Raw genomic sequence first — 21,285 nt, forward strand, 5'->3', positions numbered from 1 at the left:
ATCCGAGCCGCCGTTCACCCGGTTCGAGCATTACGGCAGCGTGACGGAGATCGAGGAGTTTCCCTTTGTCGTACCGGAAATTCGCCGTGAGGTCGTCGAGCACCCGCTGATCGAATTCTCCGGGGACAACACGTTCGGGATGCCCGAAGTGTCGCATCGGGGGCATTTCATGGAGTTCTACGCGACGCAGGAGCGAGTCGATGCCGCCAATATGCGGCTCGCCGAGATCGGTAGCAAGGTCACTCTCGAAACCAATCCCGGTAACAAGGTGCGAGCCGGTGGGCGGACACTGGTAATGGTCAAACCCTATTTCCGGGACTCGCCCTCCGCGGTGTGCAGTGAGTTCGCCGGCGCGATCATGGGGGCGCCGCCCCGGCAAGCGGTACTACGGCCTGCCGAGGGCCCGCCTGTGCTCGGCCCGATGCGTGATGGTGGAGCGCTGCTCTATCACGGTACTCACGAGATCGCGGACGCGCTGGCGAAATTCGCCGGAGACCCCGGCGCCGATTCGGTCATCGACTCCCATCAGGTCGCCGCGGCGATGACGTCCGCGGGTATCAACAGCCCGCAACCGGGCAAGGAATACGGAAAGGCCCTGCGGACCGGCACGGACACGCGTGCCCGTCTCGATCGGGCGGCCGCGGTTCTGGGGGTGAACCAATACGCGTGGGCCGCTCCTGGTGAGGCGTATGTCGCCCAGTCGATCGCCGTTCCCGGCAAGGACGGGCCCGACTACAGCATGATCTACTCGACTCAGGTGCCGACGTCGAACAGTACGACCTGGGGCTACCATCTCAGCGCGGTCGTCCTCAACTCCGACGATGACCAAGAGCAGCTCAACATCGAGATCACGCGTGGAGCGAGGGCCCGCGCGGACCTCCTCGACCGGGCCGTCCGGGCGAACCTGAACACTCGTGGTGCGGAGCTGGACACCGAAATCGAGCGGTATGAGCCCGGCACGTTGCAGTGGCGCTATTGCGACGCCTTGCAGACGATGCGTGACATCGAGGCCGGAATCGAACCTCATCGCCGAGAAGAGAACAGGCAGTGGCGTGACGCGAGGGCGGTCGCGCGACAGGCCCTTGCCGGGCTGGCCCATGATCGGCTACCCGCCTTGGGAAGAACCTGGCAGGTTCGTAAGTACGACCGTGGCGGTCGTACGTTCTTCGACGCCTGGGGCCGGGTCGATCGGCACGACCAACGTCTGGTACTCGCGAATCCACTGGTCATGGTCGCTACTTCGGTAGTCTCCGCCACGGCTTATCAGGCTCCGGTGGCGGAGGCGCGGGGCCTTGAACCCGCCTTGATCGCCGACGGCACACAGGAGCTGGATTCGATCGCCGCCGGACGTCTCACCTTGCTGGCGAAAGAGGTCGTCAAAACCGCGCTGTGGCGTCACCGCAACAGGTTGCCGATGCCGGAGGTCACTCTCGAGGGCTATGGCAACTCGCGGCTTCACGGCACGCGGACGGGGATGCGGCGTGCTCTGCTCGCCAAGGCCTTCTTCCAGCGTGAGCTGAAACGGCTGCTCGACGAGAAACAGCGGATGTGGCCCGCGGGAGAAAAGCGGCTGACGGCGGGTCGCATCCCGGTCGAGCCGATCTCGCACGGTCGCGCGACGCCGCCTGGCGTACCGGACGCCCGGATCGCCCGGCGGGACGTGCGCGCGGCGATGACAGCGGACAACGGAAAGCGCCGGACGAGTCCGCTGTCCGGCGCGGCGCGGCCTGAACACAAGTCCGGCGCGGCGGTGGAGACGAACGATCAGCCGACCGGATTCTGGGAGTCCGGGGTGCCGAGCACCGGTGAAGCGCATCTGCTCGATCGTTTGGCCGAGCTCGGCTACGGCCCACTGGAAACCCCGTCGGATCTGTTCTGGCTGGGCGTCGAGATCGGCCTGCACCCCAGTGAAGGCCGATCGCTCGGCAACTTCGAAGCCGAGACAGGTATGGAGGCGTGGCAGGTCGCGGGGTTGCTCGCCGAGGCAGGGGGCGAGTTCACCAGGATACGGCTCGCCGCGATCGCCGCGTTGACTGCCGTGACGCGCGCCGATCTGCGGTTGTCCGAACAGGCCACGATCACCGTGGATCACCTCGACCTCACCGCGGACCGGCTCGGCTGGTCCGGCGGTCTCACGGAAGTGCTCGCCCATATCGAGACGGCCGGCTGGCCCGTGACGGCCGATGCGCTGCGTAGGTCCACAGTGGACACACCGGTGGCCGGCTCCGTTTTCGACGCGCTGGTGCCGACGGTGAGCCCGGCGCCCGCGAGCACGGTTCCGCTCGACGGAAACCGCGGGATCAGGCTGGACGACCCGAGGCTGGCCGGAGTCGTCGGCGGCTATCCGACGGACGACCGGTTCTTCACTTTCCTCGCACATGGTGACGCGAACGGTGCTCCGGTGCGGGACGGCTCCGGAACCGGGAGCACGCCGCTGAGCCCGTCCGAGGTGGCCACGTTGTTGCTCCGTGCCAAGGACGACGGGATCTGGGACGGCGAGAAACCACTGATGTTCGCGTCGTGCGCGGCCGGTGGCGGTGGCCGCAAGTCGTTCGCGGCCCGGGTGCTGGCCGAGTTGCGGGCACACGGTATCGACGTCGAGGCCGTCGCTCCGGACGGTCCGGTGTATTTCGTACCCGGCGCGGCCGGAGCCGGTCACCTCGTGGTGACCGGGCACGTGGGGGTGGACGAGGCCGGTCATCCGGTCGTCGCGCCGAACGGGAACTGGATGCATCTCACCGGATCCCGGGGCGAGGCGCTCCCGATCGGCGCGCATATCGTGGTGGAGGAAACGGCGGACTGGCGCACGGAACAGGCTCCCCCCGGCTACGCCACCGGAGCTTCGGTGTCCGGTTTGGACGGTGCGGTGCGGCTCGCCGAAGAGGGCCGGACTCGCGAGGAGATCTCCTTCGAGGAAGGGAGCAAGACACTTTCCTCGGGCGTTCTGCGAAAGGTGAGACAACTCGCGGGACAGATAGCGGAGTCCGCGGTGCGGCGGCGGGATCGCGGGTTGCCGGTTCCCGTGGTGACCGTCGCGGGGGCGGGTAACGGAGCCGTGCTGGGGATCGGGCAAGCCGTCCGGTCGGGGAACGCGCGAGCCGAAGCGACGGTGACCGCCTTGCGCACCGCCGTCGATCGTGAGCTGCGGAGACTCCGAGCCGATCCGGGAGTGCTGCCCGCGGGCAATATCCGGGCCGTCCAAGCCGAGGAGGTGAGCGGGCGGCTTGCCGTGATCACCGTCGATCTCGCTCCAGCGTGGGCTGCGCCGGAGACACCGGTGATCGGTTGGGATCCCGTTGGCGAGCACGACTTCGACTTCGACGCCGGGGTTTCCGCCCAGAGCGCGTCCGTCGGTCAAGAAGCGGACACCGCGCCACGGCCCGACCCGTTGATCACGACGGACTACGAGGTGACCACCCCGGCGGGAGCCGCCGCGAGGCCGTTCGAGGCGTACCAGTCCGTCTACAGCGTGGCGGGCGAGGAGTTCCCGTTCATGGCGACCGCGTCGAAGGAAACCTTCGAACACCCGCCGCTGCACGTGTCCGGTGACGCCACCCTCGCGATCAACGGCTCGGTCCCGTTCAGCTCGCTCACCCCCATGACCGAGTCGAAAGAGTTCTACGCGACCACGGAGATCATCGAGAACGCCCGGGAAGCACTGCGCAAGGTGGGCAGCAAGGCCGAACTGGTGGTCGTGACGGACACCGCGCTGACCGTCGACCGGAACGGGACCCCGGTGACCTTGTACAAGGTCACCGCGTCGTTCGTCGAGCAACCCGGTGACGTCTGCCGCGATGTCGCCACCATGGTGCTCGGCGGGAACCCCGACACCGCGATCTTCAAGAGCCCGTTCGGCCCGAGCGCGACGAGTGAGATCTCCGCCGACCACGGCACCGAGGTCACCGGCACGTACGCCCTCGCCGACAGCATCGCGAACAGGGTCGCGAGCAACGAGGACGTGGGAGAACTCGGCCCGGAGTGGGCGGCGGAGCAGGTCGCCAAGGACACCAGGACGGCAGGCGGTCTCAACCCCGTCATGCCGGGTGAGCGTTACGGCTCGCTGCTCGACCATGCTCCGGACAACGAGCCGAGACGCAGCAAAGCCGACGCGATGGCCCGGCGGCTGGGCATCAACGAACACGCGTGGGCCAAGCCGGGCGAAGGCTATACCGGGGTCTCGGTTCCCTCGGAAGGAGCCGATGGAAAGCCGGCCTTCGAAGTCAACTTCGCCGTCGGTGGTGGCCGTGGTGGCGCATGGGGGTATCACTTCGCGGCCGTCGTCGCCGAGAGTGCCGATGGCACGACACAGATCACGCTGGAGAACTACACGCGCCGCCCGGATTTCGGTCCCAAGATCGCGCTGGCGGTCGAACGGAACCTCACCCAGTACGTCGGCCGGTTCGACGATCTCGTTTCCAGTCTGTCCGCGAGGCTGGAGGACGCGCGGAGCACGAACGACGGCACCGCGACGACCATCGGGATGCACCTCGACCTCGCCACGAAACTGCGTGCGGCCGAGCACCTCGCGAACGACGAAGCGGCGGCACCCGAGGTCGAGGCCGCCAAACAGGCCGCGGGCGGCGCCATGCTCAAACTCGGGGTGCACACCGGGGCCATCCCGCGCAGCTCCGACAAATGGCACTTCAAGATGTATTCGAAGCGTCCCGGTGAAACTTTCCACGAGCAGCAGGCCCGGTACTACGCGCCGGAGGTCACCTGGTCGATGTCGAATCCCCTGGCTTTCGTCGTCGCGGGCGGGCAGGGCGACGCCGGGCCGCAGAGCATCACCTTCCCAGCGGGCTCCAAGGTGTTCCCGGACGGCGAGAAGCTCAAGCTGAACTCGCTCGCCAGGCGGATCGCCAAGACGGCCATCTGGCGCTTCGAGAACGGTTTGCCGATGTCCGCCGTTACGATCACCGGCTACGGCAACGGTTCAACCTTCGGCATCAAGCAGGCGATCAGGACCGGCCAGGCACGCGCGGACTCCACCAAGCAGGCACTGCGCGAGGCCCTCGCGGAACAGCTGGCCAAGCTGCAGGGCGGAAGCCCGGTCGTCGACGCGGACTACCTCGATATCGTGAGCGAGTCGGGTGGCAGTGAAATCGGTCCGCTCGACGACAGGACGAGCCCGGAGGAAGCCCGCCGTCGCGCCGTCATCACGCTCGACCTGGACCCTCGTGAGCCGCGGACCGGCCAGGCGGCGCCGGTCGTTCACGAGGTCGTTCACGACGAGGACCTGGTGTCGGGTCCGATGGTGACCGTCACGGCGGACATGACTTCCTCCTCGGACGGGTCGCTGGTGCTGGACACCGGTGCGGGGACGGCCGGGGAACTGGAGTTCCTGGCGTCTCCGGCGATGGTGGCCGCGGCGAACGCGCGGCTGGCGCTGGTGGGCAGCGCCATCCAGCTGGTGGCAGGCCCGGTGGGACCGGACGAGCGGCAGCGGGTCCGGGTGGTCCGCACCGACGAGACCTCGTTGTCCCGGGGCGTGGTGGGTCCCGCGGACGTCGCGAAGGCCGTCATCGGGGGCCAGCCGCGGCAAACGGTGTTGCGTGGCGCCGACGGTGGTTTCGCGACGATGCCGGGCTATGTCTCGGAACGGGTGGACGGGAGCCGCGCGCTCGCGAAGGTTGTGGTGACCGCGGCGAAGGAGGGCGGCGCCGAGGAGCTTTCGCCGTCGAAGGTCGCCGCCCGGATCACCCAGGCCGAGCTGACGAGTGACGAGCCGCTCGCCGAATACGGCGAAGGACTGGCCGTTCCGGCTGTCGCGGCGGGGATGGACCAGGCGGCGAAACGGCTGGGGGTGGGCAAACACGCCGTCGCGCGCGTCGGCGAGACCTACGTGCTGGCACCGGTCGGGGACCGGAACTCCCCGGCCGGGGTCAACCTCAACCAGTATTTCGGTCCGGTCGTGGCGGAAAGCGCCGACGGTCGAGGCAGGCTGGTCGTGGAGGTCGACCCGGCCCGGCGGGGAGTCCTGCGGCTGCGGTTGCTCGGGGACGGTGAGGGCGAGAGTTTCCACGAGACCTACACGTCCGGTGCCGACGCGCTCTTCGGCGACGCCCTGACGATGGTGGTGACCGGACACGAGGTGACCGGCCGGTTCGAGATCGAGTTCGATCAGAAGTCGTCGGTACTGGGGGAGGTGACGACCGGGAACGACGTGCTCCGGTCGATCGAGATCGATGGCGAGCCGGTGGACGTGACGCGGCTGACAGATCCCGACTACTACGCGAAGCTGTTGAACAGCCTGGATGAGGACGACGACCGGGCGGACGCGATCGACCGGCCGGGCAATGTGGTCGCCGCGAGGGGACAGCTCGAATCCCTCGTCGACCGTACCGTCGCGCTCGCGCGCTGGCGAGCCGCCGAAGGGTTCGCGCCGCCCGTGCTGAGGGTGGGGGTCCGTGACGGGAACAACCCGTTCAGCCGTGCGGTGGTCATGGGCAGGCGACGCGGTGAGGCGGTGGAGGCGGCACTGCTCGAGCTGATCACCGACCGACTCTCGGCGCAGCCGGATTCGCGGCTTTCAGCGGACGATTTCGAGATCGTGACCGAGCGGGCGGCCGATTCCGGTCGCCGGAGCCTGCTCGACCTCACGGTCGACGACGGCACGGCCCGCAGACGACGCAGTATCACCGTCACCATGGACGCCACCACCTGGAAACGCCTGTCCACAGTGGACGAAATCGAGGAAGAGCCCGAACCGGTAGCGTCCACTGTGGATGCCGCTGGGGTGGGGACGGCTTCGCTGCTGAGGCCGGCTCCGGTCAATCGAAACCTGTCGCAGTTGTCCTCGCAGTCGTCGATCAGCATCAACTCCATCGAGATCACCTATCCGTATCCGGGCAAGGTGCTGAACCGTAATGTCGTGTACTCCGGCCAGCGCGAAGTGCTGACCGTGCACGGCCTGGAACCGGTTCTGGTGGAAGGGGGCACGCCGCACGACGCGTTCCGTGAGGCGCTCGTGGCCAGCTTGCCGCACGGGGCGCTGCTAGAGAACGCGCGTATCATCAAGCAGCTCGACGGATTCGCACTGGCCAACCCGGACAACGTCAGCCTCGACAAGATCGCCGACGCCGCAGGGGTGCGGGTCCATGTGATCAAGCAGGACGGCACCTGGGACGGTCACGGCCCGGCGACCGGGCGACCGGTGCACATCCTGCGCGCCGACGCCGTGAACGCCCACACCTACCTCGGCACGAGAGAAAACGTCCACATCGGACGTCCGAACGTGCGCTACCCCGGTTCGACGGTGCTGCTGACCGAACACGGCCGCAAGGTGCTGCACCGCGGCGAGTTCGAGATCGAGACGATCAGGGGCGAGCACTACGTCCGGCTTTACACCGCGATCCTCAATCCGGCCGATCGCGAGTCGGTGAACAAGGACGTGCACCAGGACAAGAAGGATGGTGTGGTCACGCCGTTCAGCGGCCAGCGGAAGACCGATACCGGACCGAAGGTTTTCTGGGTCGGCGGCGGGCGGCCCCTGCGGGCCGTGCAATGGACCGCGAAGTACGAGACCGACCCGAACCGTGAAGAGCATATGCAGCCGATGCTGCGGTCGTTCCTCGTGCCGCTCGACACGTTTTCGAAGGTCACGAGCCAGTCCGTGGTCGAGGCCGCGGCCTCGGGCAACGAGCTTTCGATGAACGTCGACCAGAACGGCGACACCAATCAGTTCGGTCTGCGGGGTACCCATTTCGCGGACGTGCAGCAAGTGGTGCTCCCCGGTTCGCTCGTCACCTACACCATCGGCGGGCAGGTCACCGTCATGCCGGAGGTCGCGGGCCGTCAGGAGGCACTCGACGACCTCTACGTCCGGCTCGGCCTGCGCCCGAACTTCGACTCCGCGGCGCTCGGCAGGGAGAACGACCCGTGGTTCACCTGGTCCGCCGCCGGGCAGAAGTCCTTCCGCAACGACCCGAAAGCCTTGCGAAGCCTAGCGAGGACGCTGAGCAACCACTACCACACCTGGATGGGCTCACCCGAGGCCTTCTTCAGCCCGCCCGCCGACGTCATTCCCGAGCCCGGCAAGGGAACCGGCAAGGGGGCGGCGCCCAACACCCCGGTGCGACGGCGTGAGGAGATGAACACCTTCCTCAACACGCAGGGTCCCGGCAGGGAGATCGTCGTCCAGCTCGGCGAAAAGCTCTGGACGTCGCTCGACTCCGCTGTCCGCGACCAGGTCGGAGCCGGTGTCCAGGTCAGCGCGGAGGACCTCCGGGCCACCGTGACGAGCCAGCTCAACAGGTCCTTGAACGTCCCGCATCCGGTTCTCGTCGAGGCGACGAAGACGAACGGGCAAGCGGAAACGCGCAAGGTCGACACCGCCGAGAACATCGAAGCGGCCATCAAAGCGGATCCGGAGATTCCGGCGAGGGCGGCGGGCGTCGTCGCCGACGCCGTACTGGACGCGCTGGAAGCGGGATTCGGGCAGGAGGCCCGGAGCGGGGAATTCGGACGAGAACTCCGGAAGGTCGTCCTGCGTGTCGTCCAGGACCGGTTCCAGGGGCTGGCAGGCCCGTGGGCCGCGGAGATCGAGAAGAACGGACGAACGAAGGAAGAAGAGAAAAAGAAGAAAGACGAAGAGAAGAACGGGCCGAAGCCGGATAAGAAGGCGGAGGGCAAGGGCGAGGGCAAAGAGAAGCGCGCGAAGAACTTCCTCACCGGTTTCCGTGCCGAGGAGTTCACCCAGACCATCGCCGCGGACCTCGTCAAGGACGAAGCCTTCAAGAGGCTTCTGCGCGAGACGAACGTGACGATCGGTCCCGATTCCTTCGCCGCGCAGTTCAAGGCCCGGATCCTGTCCAAAGCGATCGAGCCGGTCGTTAAGAGCGACCTCGTCGGCCTCGGGGAAAAGCAACTCGGCGATCACCTTCTCACCAAGATGAAGGAGGTGGCCGACGCGCTGACCAAGGAACTGACGAACAAGAACTCGGCGAGGTTCGGGAGCCCCGACTCGCGCCGCAGGCTCGCCGGGCGGGCCACGACCCTGCTGCAGGACAAGAAACTACTGGACAAGGTGACCTTCACGCCGGTGAGCCGCGGCACCGCCGACACGTTCATGAAACAGTTGCCGGAATACGCCACGCAGGCGGAGATCGGGTCCGCCATCGCCACCGACGAGCGACGGATCAAACTCGACTTCGACACCCGGAAGAGCATCCTCGTCAACGGTGCGATCGAGGGCGCGCCCTATGAGAACGAATACGCGAGCTGGCGCGACAACTACATTCTCGGCTACACACGCAAGCACGATCCGGCCGTGTTCCGCAAGCACCGGCGGATCGGTGGTGAGCTTTCGGAGACGATCAGCACGCAGCTCGAGAACCCGGACGTCCAGTCCGGCCGGGTGATCCTCGACGAGCTGCTGGCGGGGCTGGACGAGGGTGTCACCGACGACCACGCCAAGCTGGCCCGCAAATTCGACGAGACGATCAAACCCCAGCCCGGTCAGCAGGACCAGCCGGGACGGCCCGATCGCGCACCGGGGGAGCTGCGGCCGAACACCTTCAGCGAGCACGCCCAGATGGTGCTCAACCGGTACTTGAAGCTCACCTCCGGCCATGAGGACGCCGACCGGTTCGTCCGCCGTGAAGCGATCGTCAAGGCGATCCTGTTCCACGACATGGACAAGGTGAATTCCAAACACCAGTACGGCGACGCCCAGGTCAGTCATGATCTGGAACCCGAGCATCGCGGTGCGATCGAGTACATGAACCGCAACGAAGGTCTGTGGGCCAGCCGGCGTGACTTCGAACTGGCGCGCGCCTTTGTCGATTCGGATCCGTTCGGCTACTACTTCCGCGGTATGGGAGGAATGACCGCGCAGGGCGTGTACGACTTCGTGCACAGACTCGCCGTACGTATGGGACGGCCCGACGGCAAGGCGCCGACCGCGACCGACGTCCAGAACCTGTTCCGTGAATTCCACCAGTACTACCAGGCGGATTTCTCCTCCTACAGCGCGCAGGCGAAGTTCGTCAACGACACCGACGGGCAGGTGCAGGAAGGCTACGACAAGCTGACCGGGGTGGCCGTCGTGAACGGTGAGCACGTGCTGGTCGGCGGCGAGCACCGGTTCGCCTATTCAGAGGAGAAGCGTGCCGGCCGGAAGCCGACGTACGAAGAGATGTATCTGGAACTGGCCAAGGTGTTCGAGCAAGCTGTCGCCGACGAGCCCGAGCGGCTCGCCGGGACGGCGGTCGTGGCACAAGGAGCCGATGCCGTCCCTTCGGTGACGGCTCGGGTCTTCGACGAAGTGGCGCGCGACCTCGGCGTGAATCTGTTCGAACTCGAAATGCGGACGATGTATCCGCTCGGGGTGTTGTTCTCGGCTTACGAGCGGGATCCGAACACCCCGGTCGCCGACATTTACCGTTCGTTCGCGGACGGCGGTCTCACCGGGGTGTGCGGTGAGACGGCCAACCTGCTGTTCAGGATGGCGCACGAGCCCACCGATCCGGTGAAGGCGACCGTGTCCGACCTGGCAGAGGTGATCAACGGTGGCGAGGACGTCGGTGTACTGGTGACGACGCGGACGACGCACGCGTTCTACCTGGAGCTACGGGGTGACCGCGCGATCATTCACCAGAGTTATTTCGGGCGGTACAGCCTCGCGCACAGTTTCGCCGCCCATCGGTCCTATCCTCGGGCGGTGCTGGCCGACCGGCTGGTTTCGTTGCTCGGCGAGTATCGGAGTGGGGGCGTGCCGGTCGAGCAGGAGGAGGAGTTGTTCGGCGGAAGCATGCTGGATCCCGCGCAGCGCGAAGACTACGAGCGGCGTGACTGGCGGGTGTTCCAGATCAACTCCGCTCCGTTCCTGGACGAGCGGCTGCAAGCGGAGAGACTGACCGCGGTGGTGGCCGAGCAGCACGCGACGTGGAACGAGATCAAGAACTCGTCGCAGACCGTCGCCCAGAACCTCGGGATGGAACAGGAGGAAGCCGAAACGTCGGACTCCACCAGCATCTTCGAGGCGTTGGTGCCCGCGGCGGTCGAACCGGAGCCATCGGCACCCCAGGGCGACAGGCTCGAGGAGTACCTGGACGGACTGGTCACGACGCGCTTCGCGAGGCATGAAGACGTCGACGTGCTCCTGCGGATGTTCGAGGACGACGCCGGCGGTTTCGTACCGGGTGCCGGACGGCCCGGACTTCCCTGGATGAGGCGGGAGGCGGTGGCGAACCTGCTCTGGGCACGCCGTGACCTGAGCCAGGCCCTGGATGCTCGCCGGTCGTTGGCCGCTCGTGTCGAAAGAGGGGTGGGGAACTCCCGGGACAGCGAGAACCTGGCGCTGGCGGAGGCCTCGCTGTCCGAGGCGGAGGCCAGGACCGAGCAGGCCGAGGCCGATCTTCGTGACTGGGGAAACCGCCCGGAGCGACTGGACCGGGTTCTCGCGGAATGGCTCGCCTGGCTGGCCCGGGATCCGGGGTAAGCGGCGGTTCTGCCGCCCGTTCTGCCTGGTGCCCGGCGGTGCGGCGCGGTGTGCTGTGGCGGCGAATCCATGCCCGTCAGCAGGAGGTACCCCGGTGACCACAGCGGAAGAGTTCATCCTGGCCAGGGTGTTCGACGTCGTCGACCCCGAAACGGGTCCGGGTTTCGCGCCCGATCATCCCCGGGTCGAGGATCCGGAGGAACTGCGGTCGCTCGTCGCGTATCTGGCCGGCGGCACCCCGATCCTGGTCACCCCGTCCCTGCTGGACGACGTCCTCGATCCGGACCGGACCGCGGTCGTGCCGACGAACTTCGTCACCGATGGGGTGTGGATCTGGACCGACACCGTCACCTACTACCTGGAGAACCACGGTTTGGCGCCGGAACCGGGCTTGCTCGGCCACATCCGGGGGCGGACGGCGGGTCCGGTGGCGGCGGACGTCGTCGGGCGCGCGGTCAAATTCGTGCTGGAGCCGCCGGTGGCGGACCGCGCGCCGGTGTGGAGCGCGGGCTGACCCACGTTCCCCGGCGGGACTTTCCTTCCGGTCCTTCTGCTGGTGGTTGTTCATGGTGACCGGGACACGGGTCGCGTTTACTGGAACAAGAGTCGCAGAACCGCTCAACACCAAGGAGTTGACGTGTCGCTACGAATCCAAGGTCTCCACTCCCGCGCCGCCCGGTCCGAAGAGGACATGGTGGCCGTCTACGTTTCCCGCAACGACATCCGCGACCTGGACGCGGGTGAACTCGGCGGCCGCATCGCCGCCGCCGCCGGGATGTCGCGGACGGACGCGCCCACGACCATCGCCGAATTCGAGCCCACCCCCCGCTACACCATCCAGGACGTCCTCCTCGGGCACATCACCTGGGAGGACCTGACCCGTACCTCCGCCTGACCGGCGGATTACGAGGCGTTGAGGTGTTCGGTCAGTTTGTCCCGGATCTTCGTGCCTTCGGTCCGGCCGAGCCGGTCGCAGAGGGCCAGCGCCCGTTCCCGGTCGTCGCGCGCCGACACCGGGTCGCCCATCTCGTCGGACAGGGCCGCCCGGTCACAGAGCGTGTCGATTTGGGACTGTGTCAGCCCGATGCGTTCGAATACCGCCACGGCCTCGGTCAGCCGGCGGCGAGCGTTCGCGTGATCGCCTTGACGGCGCATGAACCTTCCGGTGTCCTGCAGGGCACGGCCCTGGCCCATGGCCGCACCGTGGCGGCGGAACAGTTCGAGCGCCGTTTCGCATTGGGCGAGCGCCAGCTCGGCCGAGTCGAGCGCGGCCAGGTTCTGCGCCGAGCGCAGCAGCAGGTACGCGTAGGTGGTGTCGTCCACGGGAGTGCGTGAGCCGCCGTGCCCCTGCTTGAAGTAGCGGACACAGATGTCGAACTCGACAGCGGCGTCGTCGAGTCTGCCGCTCCGGTACCAGAACGTGGCCCGCATCGCCCGCGCCACATGGAGCCCTGGCGGATAGTCCGCCTCTTCGAACAGGCGCACGGCGTCGTCGAACAGTTCGGGCGGCGTCGCGAGGTTGCCGTCGCGGAGCTGGGCGCTCGAAAGGTACACGCGTGCCCAGCCCTGTTCGCGGCGGTCGCCCGCTTCCACCGCCGCGTCCCAGGCCCGCAGGGCCATCTTGGCGGCCTCATCCGACTGGTCGCACAGCGTGGCCTGCACCCAGGCCAGATAGTTCCGATGGACGGCCTCGTCCCGTTTGCTGCCGATCGCGATGGCCGAGTTCATGGCGAGTTCGAACATCTCGTACCAGGTGCTCGCGGTCCCGCCGATCTCCGAGTACCAGTGCATGGATTCGGCCAGGTCGAGGACCGGCCGGTGGTCGCCGCGAGCGGCGACACTTTTGACCGCGGCGAGCCAGTTCTTCATCTCGGCCTCGAGCCACCGGCCCGCACTGGAGTGATCGTCGAACGACGACGTCGCGACCGGGGGACGGCTCGCCCCGTCGGTCGGGTGGAAGTACCGGGCCGCCGCCGTCGCAGTACGCACCAGCCAGTCGGCGAGCCGGTTTTCCGCCGCCTCGACGGCTTCGGGGGTTTCCTCCTGGGTGAGCCGTTCCGTCGCGAACACCCGGAGCAGATCGTGGAACTGGTACCGGCCATTCTCCGGGGACGTCTGCAGCAGGCTCGCGTCGGCGAGTTCTTCCAGGAAGATGGCGGCGTCGTCCTCCTCCGCCTCGATGAGCGTCATCGCGGCACCCACGGAGAAATCGGCGGCCGGGACGACGGCGAGCCGCCGGAACACCTTGGCGGCGGTCGGCGTGAGCTGGCGGTACGACAACTCGAACACGCTGCGCACGTTGAGGTCGCCGGCGGTGAGTGTGGTCAGGCGCTTGCTTCGGTCTTGGAGTTGATCGACCAGGCGCGCCAGCGGCCACGTGGGACGGCTCGCCAGCCGGTTGCCCGCGATGCGCAGTGCGAGTGGCAGCCGCCCGCACAACGCGGCCAGTTCGATCGCCGCCGTTCGCTCTCGCGTGACCCGCCCCGGACCGACGATGGTCGACAGCAGAGCGACGGCGTCGTCCTCGCTGAGCACGTCGAGGTTGAGCCTGCTGGCCCCTTCGAGCCCCACCAGCATCTGACGGCTGGTGATCAGGGTGAGACAACGGGGCCCGCCGACCAGCAGCGGGCGGACCTGGGCTTCGTCGCCCGCGTCGTCGAGGACGATCAAGGTCGCGCGTTCCTGCAGAAGGGACCGGCACAAGCTCACCCGGTCTTCCAGATCGGCCGGGATGTGGACGGCGTCGACACCCAGCGAGCGCAGGATCAGGTGCAGTACGTCCGCCGGGTCGTTCGGTTCGGACGACATCCCGCGGAGCTTCAAGAAAAGGCGGCCATCGGGGAAGTCGGCCGCGAGGTCGTGTGCCGTTCGCACCGCGAGAGTCGTTTTGCCGGTGCCGGGAGGTCCGCTCAGCACGGCGATTCGGCCCGATCGGCGCCGGCCGCCGAGCAGGCCGGCCGCGAGAGTGCGCAACGCCTCGAGATCGTGCTCGCGTCCGGTGAGGTCGTCGACGTCGGCCGGCAGGATGCCGATCATGGGCGACTCGTAGATCCTGGCCGGTGCGGCGATCGGCGCGGCGATCGGCTGGGTACGGCTCTGTTTCGCGACCTTCTGCAGGTCGGTCAGCTCCTCATCGGTCAAGGACAGCGGGGCGGCGAGTGATTCGATCGTCCGGCGCTGGGGGCTTTTGGCGATCCCCCGTTCCATGTCGCTGATGGCCCGGACGCTGACGCCGGACCCCTCGGCGAGTTCCTCCTGCGTGAGGTCGGCGCGAACGCGGTAACCCTTCAACAGCGCCTTGAAAGTCGTGGCGGTCTCGCCTCGGGCGGCGTGCTTCATGCGCCGAATTATCCATACCCACCCGGCCGGTTCAACTCCACCTTGGTGCTGGGAAGCGCGGCTCGTTGCACTATGGCGTGTCACCCGCCGCCGCGATCAAAGCGGCGCGGACAGCCCGCCGGTGGTATCGGCCGAGTTCAGGGTGCTGCCGACGGCGCGTCCGAGAAGCCCCGACGACTTCGGCAGGCTGTTCGTGGCGGCGATTTCCGTTGAGGTGAAGCCGCTCGACCCCGCGGTGGTCGCTCCGATGAACAGGACAGCCCGTCGCCGATTCCGGCCACTGCGACGAGGATCACGGTGCGGGTCGCTTGCTCGCACCACCTAGTGAGAGTGTTTGCAAAGTTGTCGCCGGTTTGGCGGGTCCGTGAAGACATCCCTGGGTTTGGTTGTCAAGCGGCGGTGGGGTTTTGTGGGGTTTGGTCGGTGTTGTGGTGGGCCCAGGCGGTTGTCTCGTTGTAGGGGGTGCGGGTTTTGAGGCATCCGTGGAGGAGGCCGACGAGCCGGTTGGCGAGTTGGCGTAGAGCGGCTTGGTGACCGACGCCGCGGGCTCGGAGGGAGTCGTAGTAGGCGCGGGCTCCGGGTGAGGCACGCAGTGTTGATTGGGCTTGGCGGGTGAGGGCGTCGAGGAGCCGGTCGTTGTGCACGTACCGGGCCCGGACGGTGGTTTTGCGGCCGGAGGCGATGGTCAGCGGGCTGGTTCCGGCATAGTTTTTGCGGGTTTTCGCTGATGTGTAGCGGTGGGGGTCGTCTCCGAGTTCGGCGAGCACCCTGGCGCCGAGGATCTGTCCGAGTCCGGGTTGGGACAGGTAGATCTCGGTGTCAGGGTGCTGGCCAAAAGAGGCTTTCACCTCGATCTCCAGGGTGCTGATCTCGCCGGTGAGGGCGCGGATCACGGTGATCAGCGAGCGGGTGACCGCGGCCTCGGCCGCGGTCAGGGCCGGGCCACGGCCCAGTGCCGGAGCACGCAGGGAGCCTGGATCGCGGCGCTTTACCGTCGATATCGCGTCTGCGGGCTCGTGTGAGCGCGGCGCTGATCTGCTTGCGGGATAGCCGGGCCGCGCGCTCGGGATCGGGAGCTTTGCTGAGTAGTTCCAGTGCCTCGGGCCCGGTCGGATCGAGGAACGCCTCCAACGCGGCGGGAAAATAGTCCCGCAGCGTGGCCTGCAACCGCAGCACATGCCTCGTCTTGTCCCAGATCAGTGCTTGATGCGCGCGGGTTAGTCCCTGCACCCCGTCAGCGAGGTCGCTGTCGCCGGCGACCTCACGCAGCTGGTGGGCGTCGGCGCGGACCAAAACGGCCAGCACATGCGCGTCACCGGCATCGCTTTTCGCGCCGGACACCCCGAGCCGGTCCCGGGCCCGCGCCGATTGCCGCGGGTTGACCGCGAACACCCGATATCACGCGGCGACCAGCGCCGACGACGAGCGCCGCCGGCCAGGGGCCACGATCGGTCTCGATCCCGATCAGCACCTGGCCGGGTTCGGCGTCCTCGGGCAGGAACCGCTCGAGCAGCCCATGCAACCGGGCGATGCCCTCGACGCCTTCCGGAAGCCGGGCTTTGCCCAGCCGCCGCCCGGCCTGGTCCTGGACCTCAACATCATGATGATCAGATGCCCAGTCATCACCGACGAACAACACCACGCCGCATGAGGCTGGCGGTTGTCGAGCTAGATGACGCCAGGGTCCATAGCCGCTCGTGATCGAGAGTCCGTCGAGGGACGGAGGACTCCGAACATGACGAGGGACGGCGCACGAAAGGCCCAGTTCATCATGCGCGCCGCGCCGCCCGGGTTGGCTCGCTCCCGATGCGCCGCTGCCCGCGTTGCGCCGGGAAGGCGACCGGATCACCGTCACCAGTGTCGCAAGAGCGATCGAAGCCGACGTGCTCTTAGCTCTCGTCGACACCGCCGAGGGACCGGCCCTCTACGAGTTCGCGGCCTCCGACGCCGCGGTGACCCCCGTCGTCTCTCTGGACATGTCGCGCCAGCTCGCCGACGTCAGCCTCGACGCGGCCGTCGGCCGACTGGTCCTGGCCGACGGCGCACCCGCCGTACGACGAGCCCTCGAAACCGGTGCGGCGCTGCTCGCCGCGGAGCAGGTCGGCCTCGCCAGGTGGTGCCTGGAAGAGACCGTCGAGTACCTCAAGATCCGACGGCAGTTCGGCCGCGTCGTCGGTGGGTACCAGGCGCTCAAACACCGGCTCGCCGACCTGTTCACCGGCGTGGAGTCGGCCGCCGCCGCTGCCCAGTACGCCGCGGCCGCACTCGCGGCTGACAACCAGGACGTGCTGGTAGCGGTCGCCGTGGCGCAGGCCTACTGCGGCGACGTCGCGGTGCTCGCGGCGGAGGAGGCGGTCCAGCTGCACGGCGGCATTGGTATGGCATGGGAGCATCCGGCCCACCTCTACCTCAAGCGAGCCAAAGCCGACCAGATCACACTCGGCACCGCCGGTGCCCACCGGACCCGTCTCGCCACGCTGGTCGACCTGCCTGCCTGACGGGCTGGCGCCACCGTGCTCGATCATGGCCAACCTCGGGGCAATTACGCGCCCGTGCTGGATCGGTTGGGTATCGACAACTCGGCCCGCAGCCGTCTTTCGCGAACTGGGACGCGCTGCCCGAGTGGCCGGGGGGCGACATCCTCGAACGCATCGAACTGCATCCGAGGTGCCCGATTTCGTGAACGTTCGGCGACGGGGACCGCGCCGCCACAAGGTGCCGGCGCGGTCGGGCATGTCCGGTTGGATCTCGAAGCCGTGCTAGGGAGTGCCGGCAAGTAGTCCGGTAGCGAGTTCGGGCACGAACTGTCCCGGCTTGCTGGCCGGGGCACTCCCGCAGGGGCCATCAGAGATTCCCGGTGTCGTCAGCCAGAGATGCTGTGTCGTTTCGGGATTGTCGCTAAGCACCTCGTAGCTGCCGATTCGAGCGTCCGACGGATTACAGCCGTCGGCGCTCGCCACTCCTCCTCGGCTGCTGTCGGCGACCACATACAGGTCTCGACGCCCGGTGGTGACGGCCAACGTTTGGCGAAGTTCGATCCCGTAGCGGTCGGCCACCGCCTGAGGTGTGTGTTCGCCGACGTTGATCGCCACGCCTGCGGTTTCCTTGACCGACCAGGTCGCCAGTGTCCTGGCCACTCCGGGAGGGTCTTGTTTTCGCGCAAGCTGTGTGGCGTCCAGGAAGACCATCGCCCCCGGAGCGGCCGCGCGTAGGTTGCGGACTCCGACGGTCATCATTGTCGTTCGGGGTGATTCCGCCTCACATTCCTTGTCTTTCAGTACCACGAGAGCCCGGTGGGCCTCGATGCCTTCTGTCACTTCGGTGAACCACTCGGCGTAGCCCGCCTCCGAACAGTCGAGGGCGGTGAGAGGGTCCAGGACGAGAACGGGTTGCCGGTTCAGCCTCGCGGCGTCGGCGACATACGCGTGGACCTCGGCCCGCACGGCTGCGCTCCCAGACGAAATACGGCGAGCGGCCGGACGTTCGGCGATCTGGCGGCGGATCCGATCAACTGACTGATTGGAGGGGTTGGCCGCCACCCAACGGGCCGCAGGACCTGCCGGATCGACATAGAAACCGACGGCACCAGTGAGAAGGGCCGGCGGGCCGGACCGGCTAGCCGGGTCGCGCCCGTCCTCCGACGGCGCGCAGGCCGCGGACACCATGACGAGTATCGCTGCGACCAGGGCGAGGTGACCTCTATTCGGCATGGAACGGGCCACTGTGCTCGTACACCACTCGGTAGTCTCCGATCCTTGCGGGCCGTTCCGAACGATCTTCCGGCGCCAGCGCCACCCAGACGATCCATTCACCATCACGATAGGCGAAGCCGAATCCGTGCACGGCAGGATCGGGTCGCAGCTCACGAGCAAGCTGCGCCCGGTCCTCGTCGGTCGGCGGCCTTCGCTGTGCCATGTCGGCTAGTTTCCCCTGATCACGCCCTGTGTCGCAATGGTCGGCACTCGGATGAGCCGGTCGAGGACCTGCTGATAGACAGCGTCGTTGTTCATATGCGCGAGCAACTCGTCGTAGCGCATGCCGAGGGTTGGCTCGAGGGCGGCGCGGTAGATGTCGCCGAGTGCATTCGACTCGTCGGTGGTCATGTGGAGAGCGGCGCCGTTGATGGCCTGTGCGATGTCGGACAGGTTCTCCTGGGTCATCACGAAAGCCGGGTCCCGAGGGTTGTTGAGCGCGGACTCCACGAAGTTGCGGTATTTGTCGTAGAGGCTACGGGCTGAGGCCTTCTCGTAGGCCGAGGTAGCGGATTGCCGTGCACGGTTCATCACGGTTTCGGCGTTGAGGTAGAACAAATGTGTCAGCAGCCCACCCAACCGGGTCTGCGACAGGAACTCGTCCCGGATCCGGTCGCCGAGTGCCGTGTCGCCTTGCAGGGGGAGGTCGTACATCCGGCCGACCGCGGTGAACATGGCGCAGCCTTCCTCCTCGACGTGCTTGAGCGGTACCAAGGTGTTGCCGTCGCCACCTAGGCAGACGATCGCCCCTGAGTCCCCACCCCAGCCCATCCGCTCGGTTCCGATGATGTTCTCGAAGTTGTAGACTTTTCCGTTGCTCATCGTCACCTTGACCTCGGCGTCGACGTCGACGATCTGCGTCGAGCTGTAGCCGGTGCGGGCGCCCACTTTTTCGATGGGGTCGAACATGTTGTAACCATCGACCTCGTGGGTGGCCTCAGGTCCGAGGCTGACCCCGAACCGGTTCAGAATCGGGTTGATCCGGCAGATCCAGCCTCGCTGATGACTAGAGTTGCTTGCGAAGTACAAGCCGATCGCCCGATGTGAAGAATTGATCGGAATCATCCGGTTGCCGGGGAAGGACTCGTCGATGGCGCTCTGGTCATCTATCGAGCACAGTGCGGCGTCGACGACGTTCGACGCGCTTACACCGCGTCTCAACTCGATGTAGCTGTAGTTCCTCCCGATGATCGCCGTGTCCGCGTCGGTGTCCGGCTGGATCACGTCCTGGTTCAGGACGGGAATGTCCGTTCCCATGTTCATCAGTACGTGATGATTGGAGAGGATGTATTTCTTGCCTTCTTTATCCGTTACGAAGCCGCCGAGCGTGCCACTGTAGAAGTCGTTGTCCCCGGCTCGGTTGGTGCGGTTGGCGATCTTGATACCCGGCTGCAGCGGCCGGTAGCGGGAACTGAGTGTCCAACCCGGTGGCACGTACTCTTGTTTTCCCGCAAACGTGATCTCCCCGGTCTCGACGACGTCGACCCGGTGCGTGACCCCGTCGATGTCCATCTGAGTCGGCAGGATCTGGTCCGAGCGAAGGTATCCCGGCTTGCGTTTCTTCACCACGCCGACCGTGATCGCGGGCTCGTCGGTCCATTCTTCCCTGCGTTGACGCGCACCGACCCCTATGCTGACGACGTTGTGCTGACTCCAGAATGCCTCCCGCATCTTGCGTCTACCCAATGCAAGCCGACGCTGCACATCACGTTCGATGATCATCGTGCCCCCATTCCTCAGGCCATGAGCCGGTATTGGCCCCATCCAGTGCTGAGTGTGATCTGCTTCGAACTGTCGACGAGCCGTGACGGATGTGCGGGATCCCAGTCGCGCGGATGAGGCCGGACGACAAGGTTCCCGTTCGCGAGCCGGATCACCAGGTCGGCCCAGCCGTCGCCGGTCGCGTCGAGAAGAAGCCTTCGCTCGGTGGCGTCTGCTCCGCTTGTCTGCAGGACGTACCATTTCCCGTAGTAGGTCCCGTTCGAATCCATCTCAGCGAACATGTCGAAGATCCGGGCGCTGCCGTCGGTGAAGGTCATGTAGAAGTCGGGGAAGTCGTCACCTGTCAGGTCCGCGAGCGCGAGACTCGTCACCGCCTGGGTGTTGCCGAACAGGGTGCCGAGGTTCGCGAAGCTTGGCCGCCCGTTGACCGGCCCTTGGTTGCGGTATAGGTACATCGCGTTGTCCCCGCTGAAGCGGAAGATCAAGTCAGCCAGCCCGTCCAGGACCCAGCGTTGAGTATCGTCCCTGCCGAAGAAGTCGACGAAGGTCGGGATCTGAGCGGCTGCCCAGCCGGTTGTGAATACCGTGTCGGGGCCATAGGTACTCTGCCCGGCAAAAGTGCCGGTGTGCAAGGCGAAGCTCAGTGAACCGCCGCTGTCGATCGACGCGATGTCGGGATCACCGTCCCCGTCCACGTCGCCTTGCCCGATCCACGTTCGCGTCGTGGGCCAGGTGCCGACCTTGACGCTCGTCGTGAAAGCGCCGGTGCCGGCGCCCAAGTGTGCGGTGAGATCCGTGCTCGTGCCGTGCACGGTCAGCAGGTCCGGCCGTCCGTCTCGACTGATGTCGGCAGCGCTGGTGCGAATGCCGGCACCACGGTTGGCCGCGCCCGGATAGGCCAAAGTCGAGAACACTCCGTCCGGGTCGAAGACGGGCAGCGGCAACGTCTCCTTCGTCACGCGGGCGCTCGCGACGAAATTCGCAGCGAGCAGGCAAGTCACCACGGTGAAGGCGACGATCCCTGATCGGGTT

General features: G+C 66.8%; 9 protein-coding genes and 1 pseudogene (1 of these 10 running past the window's edge). 4 read left to right on the plus strand and 6 right to left on the minus strand.

Annotated elements, in window-relative coordinates; all coding sequences use genetic code 11:
• The 3 genes from DL990_RS33425 to DL990_RS33435 form a co-directional block, all read left to right on the plus strand.
• Window positions 1-11,440 carry the 3' portion of a hypothetical protein gene (locus DL990_RS33425; protein ID WP_125801098.1) on the plus strand. The gene continues 22,445 nt to the left of window position 1, outside the view, so 11,440 of the gene's 33,885 nt are visible here — the last part of the coding sequence; its start codon lies off the left edge, out of view; the stop codon is at window positions 11,438-11,440.
• A gap of 94 nt (window positions 11,441-11,534) precedes the next feature.
• Window positions 11,535-11,954: a hypothetical protein gene (locus DL990_RS33430; RefSeq protein ID WP_125787223.1), complete on the plus strand. Its 420-nt coding sequence runs from the start codon at window positions 11,535-11,537 to the stop codon at window positions 11,952-11,954.
• Between the two features lie 123 nt (window positions 11,955-12,077).
• Window positions 12,078-12,335, plus strand: coding sequence for a hypothetical protein (locus tag DL990_RS33435; protein WP_233599021.1), 258 nt, complete (start codon window positions 12,078-12,080; stop codon window positions 12,333-12,335).
• A gap of 8 nt (window positions 12,336-12,343) precedes the next feature.
• On the opposite strand, the gene DL990_RS33440 is transcribed toward DL990_RS33435, so the two are convergent.
• On the minus strand, window positions 12,344-14,779 hold the full coding sequence (locus DL990_RS33440; protein ID WP_125801099.1) for an NB-ARC domain-containing protein: 2,436 nt from the start codon (window positions 14,777-14,779) through the stop codon (window positions 12,344-12,346).
• A 389-nt stretch (window positions 14,780-15,168) separates the two neighbouring features.
• Window positions 15,169-16,418 (minus strand): annotated as a pseudogene (locus DL990_RS33445) (IS110 family transposase).
• Between the two features lie 184 nt (window positions 16,419-16,602).
• Here DL990_RS33445 and DL990_RS33450 point away from each other — a divergent pair.
• Entirely contained in the window at window positions 16,603-17,277 is a 675-nt protein-coding gene (locus tag DL990_RS33450; RefSeq protein WP_233620654.1) for an acyl-CoA dehydrogenase family protein, read from the plus strand.
• Window positions 17,278-17,538: 261 nt separating this feature from the next.
• Here DL990_RS33450 and DL990_RS33455 read toward each other — a convergent pair whose 3' ends face one another.
• The 4 genes from DL990_RS33455 to DL990_RS33465 all read right to left on the minus strand — a co-directional run bounded on the left by DL990_RS33455 (window position 17,539) and on the right by DL990_RS33465 (window position 21,257).
• Window positions 17,539-18,222 carry a glycoside hydrolase family 6 protein gene (locus DL990_RS33455; RefSeq protein ID WP_370451386.1) on the minus strand — a complete coding sequence of 228 codons (684 nt, stop codon included), beginning with the start codon at window positions 18,220-18,222 and terminating at the stop codon, window positions 17,539-17,541.
• Between the two features lie 256 nt (window positions 18,223-18,478).
• Complete coding sequence (locus DL990_RS41350) at window positions 18,479-18,694, minus strand: hypothetical protein (protein ID WP_158632682.1); 216 nt, start codon at window positions 18,692-18,694, stop codon at window positions 18,479-18,481.
• Window positions 18,695-18,699: 5 nt separating this feature from the next.
• On the minus strand, window positions 18,700-20,253 hold the full coding sequence (locus DL990_RS33460; protein ID WP_125801102.1) for a hypothetical protein: 1,554 nt from the start codon (window positions 20,251-20,253) through the stop codon (window positions 18,700-18,702).
• A gap of 14 nt (window positions 20,254-20,267) precedes the next feature.
• On the minus strand, window positions 20,268-21,257 hold the full coding sequence (locus DL990_RS33465) for an FG-GAP-like repeat-containing protein (protein WP_125801103.1): 990 nt from the start codon (window positions 21,255-21,257) through the stop codon (window positions 20,268-20,270).
• Between the last annotated feature and the right edge of the window lie 28 nt (window positions 21,258-21,285).

The sequence above is a fragment of the Amycolatopsis sp. WAC 01416 genome, assembly GCF_003947485.1.
Classification (GTDB): domain Bacteria; phylum Actinomycetota; class Actinomycetes; order Mycobacteriales; family Pseudonocardiaceae; genus Amycolatopsis.

Excerpts from the sequence above, each read along its gene's own strand:
- DL990_RS33440 (WP_125801099.1), bottom strand. The coding sequence starts at position 14,779 with ATGAAGCACGCCGCCCGAGGCGAGACCGCCACGACTTTCAAGGCGCTG.
- DL990_RS41350 (WP_158632682.1), bottom strand. The coding sequence starts at position 18,694 with ATGGCACAGCGAAGGCCGCCGACCGACGAGGACCGGGCGCAGCTTGCT.
- DL990_RS33460 (WP_125801102.1), bottom strand. The coding sequence starts at position 20,253 with ATGATCATCGAACGTGATGTGCAGCGTCGGCTTGCATTGGGTAGACGC.